7 protein-coding genes are annotated in these 9313 nt (G+C 73.4%); 6 read left to right on the plus strand and 1 reads right to left on the minus strand.

Going from position 1 to position 9313, the window contains the following annotated elements:
- Positions 1 to 307 precede the first annotated feature (307 nt).
- From ACFWWQ_RS12915 to ACFWWQ_RS12930, 4 genes are all read left to right on the plus strand, one after another.
- Positions 308 to 2080 (plus strand): FUSC family protein, encoded by a 1773-nt coding sequence (locus ACFWWQ_RS12915; protein WP_384594835.1) that lies wholly within the window; start codon positions 308 to 310, stop codon positions 2078 to 2080.
- A 335-nt stretch (positions 2081 to 2415) separates the two neighbouring features.
- Positions 2416 to 3330 carry a M28 family peptidase gene (locus tag ACFWWQ_RS12920; RefSeq protein ID WP_384594645.1) on the plus strand — a complete coding sequence of 305 codons (915 nt, stop codon included), beginning with the start codon at positions 2416 to 2418 and terminating at the stop codon, positions 3328 to 3330.
- Positions 3331 to 3352: 22 nt separating this feature from the next.
- A complete protein-coding gene (locus ACFWWQ_RS12925; RefSeq protein ID WP_384594648.1) occupies positions 3353 to 4774 on the plus strand; it encodes a M1 family metallopeptidase in 1422 nt (473 codons plus the stop codon).
- A gap of 196 nt (positions 4775 to 4970) precedes the next feature.
- Positions 4971 to 6248 carry an aminotransferase class I/II-fold pyridoxal phosphate-dependent enzyme gene (locus tag ACFWWQ_RS12930; RefSeq protein ID WP_384594652.1) on the plus strand — a complete coding sequence of 426 codons (1278 nt, stop codon included), beginning with the start codon at positions 4971 to 4973 and terminating at the stop codon, positions 6246 to 6248.
- A 79-nt stretch (positions 6249 to 6327) separates the two neighbouring features.
- Here the strand turns inward: ACFWWQ_RS12930 and ACFWWQ_RS12935 are convergent, their stop codons facing one another.
- Positions 6328 to 6834 carry a DUF664 domain-containing protein gene (locus tag ACFWWQ_RS12935; RefSeq protein ID WP_384594655.1) on the minus strand — a complete coding sequence of 169 codons (507 nt, stop codon included), beginning with the start codon at positions 6832 to 6834 and terminating at the stop codon, positions 6328 to 6330.
- 192 nt (positions 6835 to 7026) lie between these two features.
- On the opposite strand from ACFWWQ_RS12935, the gene ACFWWQ_RS12940 reads away from it, so the two are divergent.
- A complete protein-coding gene (locus ACFWWQ_RS12940) occupies positions 7027 to 8079 on the plus strand; it encodes a nitrous oxide reductase family maturation protein NosD (RefSeq protein WP_384594658.1) in 1053 nt (350 codons plus the stop codon).
- Between the two features lie 37 nt (positions 8080 to 8116).
- On the plus strand, positions 8117 to 9175 hold the full coding sequence (locus ACFWWQ_RS12945) for a methyltransferase (protein WP_384594661.1): 1059 nt from the start codon (positions 8117 to 8119) through the stop codon (positions 9173 to 9175).
- The last annotated feature ends 138 nt before the right edge of the window (positions 9176 to 9313 follow it).

Genomic DNA, 9313 nt, shown 5'->3' on the forward strand with positions numbered 1-9313 from the left:
TTTTGTTTTACACCACCCGGGCCCGCGGGGGCCGCGTGCCATGGCGCCCCGCGGGGGGGGGGGGGGGGGGGGGCGGGGGGGGGGCCCCCCCCCCCGGGGGGGCCCCCGCCCCCACGATGCCATCGCCGGGAGGACACCGCAGGTCAGAGCCGTGCGGCTGTTCTTTGACAGGTCCGCGGAATTCCCCGAAGGTGAGCGAAGAGCGGGGTACCGGTGCCTGGCCGGGTGATGAGGAAACACCCGTTCACCACCGGAAACCGGAGAGATGCACCGAACTGCCCCGCCCGCACGACCCCCGTACGCCGTCATGAACCCGGCCGGTGACGACGGCCGCACCCGCACCACACGCGGCCCGCGGCAGGCGGTGGCCGGTGTGGTGCGGGTGCTCTCGCCGCGCGGGTCGCTGACCCTGCTCCCGGTGGACGGGGCGTTCGCCTTCGCGCTGCGCGCCGCGCTCGCCATGGCGCTTCCGGCGCTGGTCCTGGCCACGACCGGCCGGACCGAACAGGCCGTCTACGCCATGCTCGGCGCCTTCACCACCACCTTCGGCCGCAATCTGCCCTACGGGAGGCGCGCCCGCGCCCTGGCCCTGGTCGCCCTCGCCATGACGGCGAGCGTGGGCGGCGGCTCGGCGCTCGCCGCCTGGGCCCCTACCCGGGCGGGCGGTGCCGGCGCCCTCGTGGTGGTCGTCGCGATGGCCCTGGTCGCGGGCGCCGCGAAGTACGCCTGCGACGCCGCGCGGCTGGGCGGGCTCGGCGCGGTGCTGCTGCTCTTCGCCTTCGCCGCGGCGGCCAACGGCACGCCCGCCCCCGCCGACGTCCTTCCGCACACCGCGCTGGCCGCCGCGGGCGCGGCCCTCGCCTGGGTGCTGGCCATGGCGGGCCGGTTCGTCCACCCCGACCGTCCGCAGCGCCTCGCGGTGGCCGCCGCGCTCCGCGCGCTCGCCGACCTGTGGGACGCCCCCGCACCGGACGACGACGGCCGACGGCGCCACCGGGCGACCGCCGCCGTACTCCGCGCCCACCACGCCCTCGGCCTGCCACCGCGCGCGGCGGGCGGGAAATACCACGGCGAGGTCTGCGTCCGCCTGACCGACCTGTCCTGGTCGCTGCTGATCGGCTCCGCGACCCGGCCGCCGGAAGTCCCGACGCTGCTCGCCCGCCGGCTGCGCCGCCAGGCCCGGGTCCTCGCGGACCGGCGCCGCCGCGTCCCGCCGCTGCTGCTGGACCCGGCGTCCTGGACGGCCGACGCCCGGACCGGCCCGGCCACCGGGGCGCAGACGCCATCCGGACCGGTGGGCCCCGTTCCGTCGCGTTCCGCCGAACTCCGCGCCGCCGAACTCGTCGCGGGCCGCCACCCCGGCGGCCCCGGCCACCGCTCCGTCCTGCTCGTCCCGGCGCTGCGGATCGCCCTCGGCACCGGACTCGCGGGCGGCGCCGCGCTGGCGCTCGGCCTCGGGCACGGCTACTGGGCCGCGGTGACGGCCGCCGCGGTGCTGCACTCGATCAACGTCCGGACGGCGACACAGCGCGCCGTGCAGCGGACCCTGGGCACGGCCGCCGGCCTGGTGCTCGCCCTGGCGATCCTCGCTCTGGAACCGGGCCCCGGCGCGCTGGTCGCGGTGATCGTGGCGCTGGAATTCCTGCTGGAGTACGTCGTCCCGCGCAACTACGGCCTGGGCGTGGTCTTCCTGACGCCGCTGGCGCTGGTGATGGCCGACCTGACCGCACCGCAGTCCGCCGGAACGCTCGTCGCCGACCGGGCGCTCGCCAGCGTCCTCGGCATCGCCGTCGGGCTGCTCTGCGGGCTGCTGGTGGTCCACGACCGTGCCGTGGTGCGGGCGGACCGGGCACTGGCCGCGTGCACGGCCGCCGCCGCGCGGGCCGAGCGGGTGCTCGCCGACGGCCGGGCGGCGGAGTTTCCGGACTCCCAGGCCCGGCTGGCCGTGACGGTGGTCGAGCTGCGGGAGGCGGACGACGCCGCGGCGGGCGAGGTGTGGCAGGCGGAGATCGACCCCGCCGAACTCGCTGCCGCGGAGGCCCGCGCCCATCTCCTCCTGGAGCGCTTCGCCCAGGTCTGAGCTGACCGGACGGACCCGCCCCGCACCCCGCGGGAACGAGCGTGACCTTCCGATGCTTCATCAGCGGCTGAGCGCTCTGGGCGCTCTGGGCGCTGTAGGTGCAGCGCCCCATCACCCCGCAGGCAGGGGCGGAGAGCGAGGAGGAGGCCCGCCGCACCTTCCGCCGCCACCACGGCAACGCGCCCTGCGGGACGGGGCCCCGGCCGACCGGGGTGCGGCGTACTCCTACCGCTTCGCGACAGTTTCCTGACAACTCCCTGACACCGGCGGGCAAGTGTGAGCGCGGTCCACCGGGGCGAGCGCCCCGAGCCGCACTGCTGGAAGGTGCCCCTGTGATGTCGTCCCGTCGCCTCCCGTCTCTCGCCGCCCGGATCCTCGGGGTGCTCCTCGTCCTGTCTGCGGTCCCCGCCCCCGCGGCCACGGCCGCCGGGCCCCCGGGGCCCGCCGCCGCGCCGACCGTCCCGGCGAGCGAGGTGATGCCGCATCTGCGGGCTCTCCAGGAGATCGCCGACCGCAACGGCGGCAACCGCGCGCACGGCACCCAGGGGTACGCGGACTCGGTGGCGTATGTGCGCAAGGCGCTGGACCGGGCCGGCTTCCACACCGAGCTCCGCCCCTTCTCGCACGGCGGCGCGGCCGGCTACAACCTGATCGCCGACTGGCCGGGCGGCGATCCGAAGCATGTGCTGTTCACCGGCGCCCACCTGGACAGCGTCAAGCAGGGGCCGGGGATCAACGACAACGGTTCCGGTGCGGCGGCGGTCCTCACCTCCGCCCTCCGGGTGGCCGACGCCCACCTGAAGCCCACGCGGCATCTGCGTTTCGCCTGGTGGGGGGCGGAGGAAGAGGGACTGGTCGGCTCCGCGGACTATGTCCGGAACCTCTCCGCCGACGACCGGAAGGCGATCGACGTGTATCTCAACCTCGACCAGGCCGGCAGCAAGAACGTCCGGCAGTGGCTCGTGGTGCACGACAACGAACACGGCGAGACCGAGGCCCAGCAGGCGTTCGAGGCATGGTTCGCCGCCCGGGGGATCGACACGTTCGACATCGGGGTGGGCGGCTCGGACCACGAGTCGTTCGGGAACGCCGGCATCCCGTCGTCCGGCTTCAGCACCGGCATCTCGGACTGCCTTCACGAGGCGTGCGACAACCTCGCCAATGTCGACCCCCAGACGGAGGCGACCAGCACCAACGCCCTGCTCGGCGTGGTGTGGCAGCTCGCCGCCCCCACCACCGCGCGCCACTGAACCCCCGCCTCCAGGAGCAGAGATGCGCAGACCACTGACCCGGCACCGCCAGGCCACCGCCGTACTGACGACCGCGACCGCCCTCACCCTCGCCCTGTCGGCAGCCCCCGCCTCGGCTGCGACTGGTCTCGGCGACCCGTACTACCCCGACGACGGCAACCCCGGCTACGACGTGACGCACTACGACGTCCGTATCGCCTACGACCCGGCGCGCACCGACCATCTGGACGGCGATACGACCGTCACCGCCCGCGCCACCCAGGCGCTGGACAGCTTCACCCTGGACCTGAAGGGCTTCACGGTCGCCTCGGTCACGGTGGACGGCGCCCCGGCGACGTCGTTCTCGCGGTCCGGGGCCCACAAACTGGCCGTCGTCCCGGCGCAGCGGGTGGCCGACGGCGCCACGTTCGCGGTCCGGGTGACGTACGCCGGCAAGCCCGACGGCGAGGGCTGGCACACCCTGAAGGACGGCGGCGCGGACGTCGCGGGCGAACCGCACTCCGCGACCTCCTGGTACCCCTCCAACGACCACCCGTCCGACAAGGCCACCTTCGCCCTCACCGCGACCGTCCCCAAGGGCTGGACCGCCGTCGGCAACGGTCTGCCCGGCCCGACCACCACCGAGGGCGGCAGCACGACCTTCCGCTGGCACGAGGACAAACCGATGGTGACGTACGCCAGCACCGTCGCCATCGACAAGTTCACCGTCCACCGCACGAAGCTGCCCGACGGCACGCCGCTCATCACGGCCTACAGCCCGGGCACCACGATCGACCCGAAGTCGGAGGCCCAGCAGGGCGAGGTCCTGACGTTCCTGGCCTCGAAGTTCGGCCCGTATCCGTTCTCCTCGGCGGGCGGCATCGTCGTCGGCGCGTCCGTGGACGGCGAGGGCCCCGGCGCCCTGGAGACGCAGAGCCGGCCCACCTACTCCGGAGCTGTCAACGACGTCGCGGCGTCGCACGAGGTCGCCCACCAGTGGTTCGGTGACAGCGTCTCGATCACCGACTGGCGCGACAGTTGCCTCGCCGAGTGCTTCGCCCAGTACGCCACCCAGTTGTGGTTCGAGCACCAGGGCGACAAGCTCGACAAGGGCTACTACGCCGGCTCGATCGACGAGCACAAGAACGACCCGACGTTCTGGTCCATGAAGCTCTACGACCCGGGAGCGGGGAAGGAACTCGATCCCGACCTGTACGAAAAGGGCGCCCTGATGCTCCACGCGCTGCGGCGTACCGTCGGCGACGACGCGTTCTTCGGCACCCTCAAGCGCTGGACCCACGACCACGCGTACGGCAACGCCTCGTTCCCGCAGTTCGAGGCGTTGGCGGCGAAGGTGTCGGGCAAGGACCTCAAGGGCTTCTTCGACGCCTGGGCCCACGGGACGACGGTCCCCCCGAAGCAGTACCTCTACCCGGGCAGTCTGGGCGCACTGCACCGCTCGTAGCGCACCGCCGGGCGGGGCGGGGCCGGGCGGCGGGGAGCGCACCCGGCCCGGCCCCGTCCGGAGGTGCGCCGCCACCGCCTCCGGCCGGTGGCCCCGGGCCCGGCCGACCGCGCCCGAACCCGCCCGACCGGCGCTTTGTATGCTCGTGGGGGCAAGCCGAGCCATCCCGGCAACATCGCGGTCGAGAGGAAACACCATGACCACCGAGCTGAGCGCCGCCACCCTCAGCGAGCTCCTTGACCAGGCACGACGTGACTACAAGGACCTCACGGGGCGCGGGCTGGCCCTCAACCTGACCCGCGGCAAGCCGGCGCCGGAGCAGCTCGACCTCTCCGGGGACCTGCTCAGCCTGCCCGGCGGACGGCACACCGCCGCCGACGGCACCGACGTCCGTAACTACGGCGGCCTCCAGGGCCTCCCGGAGATGCGTGCACTCTTCTCCGACGTGCTCCAGGTCCCCGTGCCGCAGCTCCTCGCCGCCGGTAACTCCAGCCTGGAGCTGATGCACGACAGCCTGGTGCACGCCATGCTGAGCGTCCTGCCCGGCGCCGAGTCCCGCTGGGTCGACCAGGAGCGCATCGCCTTCCTCTGCCCGGTCCCCGGCTACGACCGCCACTTCGCGCTCTGTGAGCGCTTCGGCATCGACATGATCCAGGTGCCGATGACCGCCGACGGCCCCGACATGGACACCGTCGAGCGCCTCGTCGCCGAGGACCCGGCCGTCAAGGGCATCTGGTGCGTCCCGAAGTACAGCAACCCCGACGGCGTCGTCTACAGCGACGAGACCGTCCGCCGCCTCGCCGCGATGCCCACCGCCGCCCCGGACTTCCGGATCTTCTGGGACAACGCCTACGCCGCCCACCACCTCACCGACGAGCAGGTCGAGATCGCCGACCTCCTCGCCGCCTGCGAGGCGAGCGGCCACGCCGACCGGGCCTTCGTCTTCGGCTCCACCTCGAAGATCACCGCGGCCGGTGCCGGTGTCGCGTTCTTCGGCTCCTCGCCCGCCAACGTCTCCTGGCTGCTCGCGAACAACAGCAAGCGCTCGATCGGCCCGGACAAGATCAACCAGCTCCGCCATGTGCTGTTCCTGCGCGACGCGGACGGCGTGCGCGCCCACATGGAGCGCCAGCGCGCCGTGCTGGAGCCCAAGTTCGCCGTGGTGGCCCGCATCCTCGACGCCGAGCTGGGCGGCACCGGCCTCGCCGGGTGGACCTCCCCCAAGGGCGGCTACTTCGTCACGCTCACCGTGCCGGACGGCTGCGCCAAGGAGGTCGTCCGCCGCGCCGCCGAGGCCGGGATCGTGCTGACCCCGGCCGGTGCCACCCACCCGTACGGCGACGACCCGCGCGACGCCGTCATCCGCGTCGCCCCCAGCTACCCCGGCCTCGCCGAGCTGGAGGCCGCCATCCACGGCCTCGCCGTCTGCGTGCGCCTGGTGGGTTACGAGCAGCGCGCCGCCGCGCAGAGCTGACGTAGCTCCTCCGCCGGGATGACACGGGCCGGGCCCGCCGCGAGCAGAGCGCGGTGGGCCCGGCCCGTGCCGTACCGTCTCAGCCGCCCAGCAGCCCCCGGGCGTACGCCGCCTGCCCCACGTGCTGGAGATCGTCACAGACCACGCTGATCAGCCGGACGGCGAGCGTGACGGGCGGGTCCCACGACCGGTCGATCACCTGCGCCAAGTCCTTGACCTGGAGATCCTCGACGAAGCGGAGGGTCACCGCGTACACCGCGTCGTGGTAGCCGAGCAGCTGCCGCGCCGTCAGAGCGCGGACCGCCGCCACCTCCCGCCGGGAGTGGCCGTACCCGGTGTCCGACGCGGGCAGCGTCAGCCCGAAGCGGTGCGCCCAGCCCTGCGCCGTCCACACCTGCTCGGTACCGGCCGCATCGGCGATGTGATCGTCCTGGACCCGGGTGAGGTGCCACACCAGCCAGCCGACCGGATTGCCGCCGCCGGGCGACGCGGCCAGCTCCTCGGGCCCCAGCCCGGTGACGACCTCCTCGACGGTCTCCCGGATCCGGCCGAAGGCGTCGATGAGCAGGTCCGTTCCGGCGCTCATACGCGGCTCCTGAAAGAAAGGGCGGGACGACCGGGCACGGCGCGCCGGGCCCCGCGGGGACGGCCCGTTCCATGATGCGCGGGCACCGTCCGGGCCACCACCGGGGGAACGCCACCACCCGGTCGCGCACCCTACGTGCCCCCCGGGTTACCACGTGTGGCGAGCCCCGGCGTGCGCCCATAGCTTCGCCTCATGGTGAAACGACAGCTGACAGCAACCGGCTGCCTGGTGACGATGCTGGTCACCGGCGTGGCCGCCGCCCCGCCCGGCCAGGCCGATCCCTCGCACACCGTCCATCCGGGTGAGTCGATCCAGAAGGCCGTGGACGCCGCGGAGCCCGGCGACACCATCCGCCTCGCCCCCGGCACGTACCGCGAGAGCGTCCGCATCGACAAGCCGGGCCTGACACTGCGCGGTGAGGGGGAGCGCACCGTGCTGCGGCCCGCCACCCGCGCCGCGAACGACTGCGGCAAGGACGGCAACGGCATCTGCGTCCTGGGCCGCCCCGGCCACCGCGTCGCGGACGTTGCCCTGCGCTCCCTGACCGTGGAGGGCTTCCGCAAGAGCGGCGTCTGGGCCGCGCAGACCGACCGGCTCAGCGTCCGCGACGTCACCGCCCGCCACATGGGCCAGTGGGGCATCGCCCAGCAGGAGTCCGTCCGGGCCACGCTCCGCGGCAACACCGCCACCGGCAACGGCGACGCCGGGATCTTCCTCGCCAACACCGTCGACGAGGAGGGCGGCGCCCTCGACACGCTCGGCACCGACATCCGCGAGAACACCGTCACCGGCAACCGCATCGGCATCACCGCCCGCCGCGTCCGCCACCTCGACGTGGCCGACAACGACATCACCGGCAACTGCAGCGGCGTCTTCGTCGTCGGCGACGAATCCCGCCCCCGCGGCGGCGCCCTGAGCGTCCGCCGCAACAACGTCTCCGAGAACACCAAGCGCTGCGCCGCCACCAAGCGGCTGCCCGCCCTCCAGGGCTCCGGCATCGTCCTCACCGGCGCCGAGGACACCGAGGTCACCGGCAACCTGGTGCGCGACAACGCTGGGGACTCCCCGCTGGCCGGCGGCATCGTCCTCTTCCACAGCTTCGTCGGCGTCCGCAACGAACGGAACGACATTCACGGCAACATCCTGCTCCGCAACAAGCCCGACCTCGCCAACCGCGACACCGCCACCAGCAACCACTTCACCCGCAACGTGTGCCGCACCTCGCAGCCCGCGGGGCTGTGCTGACCCGCGCACGGCACCTCACCAGGAGAGTCCACACGCCATGACCACCGTCAGCGCCCAACCCCAGCCCCCCACGGAACAACCGCCCGCACCCCAGGCGGCGATGCGGCTCCGGGAGATCATCTTCGGCGCCGCGCCCGCCGCCGCCGTCCGCGCCGCCGCCCGGCTCGGCGTCCCCGACGCCCTGGGCGACACCCCCGCCACCGCCGACGAACTCGCCGCCGCCGTCCGCACCGAACCCCGCACCCTCGCCCGCCTGCTGCGCGCCCTGACCTGCTACGGCATCTTCACCGAGACGGACGACAACACCTTCGCCCACACCGACATGTCCCGCCTGCTGCGCGACGACACCGCAAACAGCCTCCGCCACATCTCCCTGTGGTGCACCGAACCGTGGACCTGGCAGGTGTGGCCGCTGCTCGACCAGGCCGTCCGCTCCGGCGGCAGCGTCTTCGACACCCTCTACGGCAAGGACTTCTTCACCTACCTCCACCAGGACGCCCGCGACTCCGCCCAGATCTTCGACCGGGCCATGACCACCTCCAGCCGGCAGTCCGCCCGGGACGTCGCGGCGCTCCTCGACCTCTCCGACGCCGCCACCGTCGCCGACATCGGCGGCGGCCAGGGCCATGTCCTCGCCGGTCTCCTGGAGAAGCACCCGCATCTCAAGGGCACCCTCGTCGACCTCCCGGCCGTCGTCGCCGACGCCGACCCGCGGCTGCGCGACGGCGGCCCGCTCGCCGGCCGCGCCACCGTCGTACCCGGCGACTGCCGCACCGCCATCCCCGTCCGCGCCGATGTCTACCTCATCAAGAACATCCTGGAATGGGACGACGAGTCCACCCGCCGCACGCTGCGGAACGTCATCGACGCCGCCGCGCCCGGCGCCCGCGTCGTCATCATCGAGAACCTCGTCGACGACAGCCCGTCGATGAAGTTCACCACCGCCATGGACCTGCTGCTGCTCCTCAACGTCGGCGGCGCCAAGCACACCAAGGACAGCCTGGTGCACCGGATGACCGAGGCCGGGCTCGTCCTCCACGACATCCTGGAGGTCAACCCGTATCTGCACGCCTTCGACTGCACCGTCCCGCACTGACTGACTGACTGACACAGCCGCGCCGCCGCCACGGCAACGGGCCGCCCGCGGCAGGAGGGGGAACTCCACGACGGGGCACTAGAGGGGGTCAGCGGGGGGCAGGGGCGGCGAACACACACACAAAATAATAAAACAAAA

It is taken from the genome of Streptomyces sp. NPDC059080 (genome assembly GCF_042739975.1).
Taxonomy (GTDB): domain Bacteria; phylum Actinomycetota; class Actinomycetes; order Streptomycetales; family Streptomycetaceae; genus Streptomyces; species Streptomyces benahoarensis.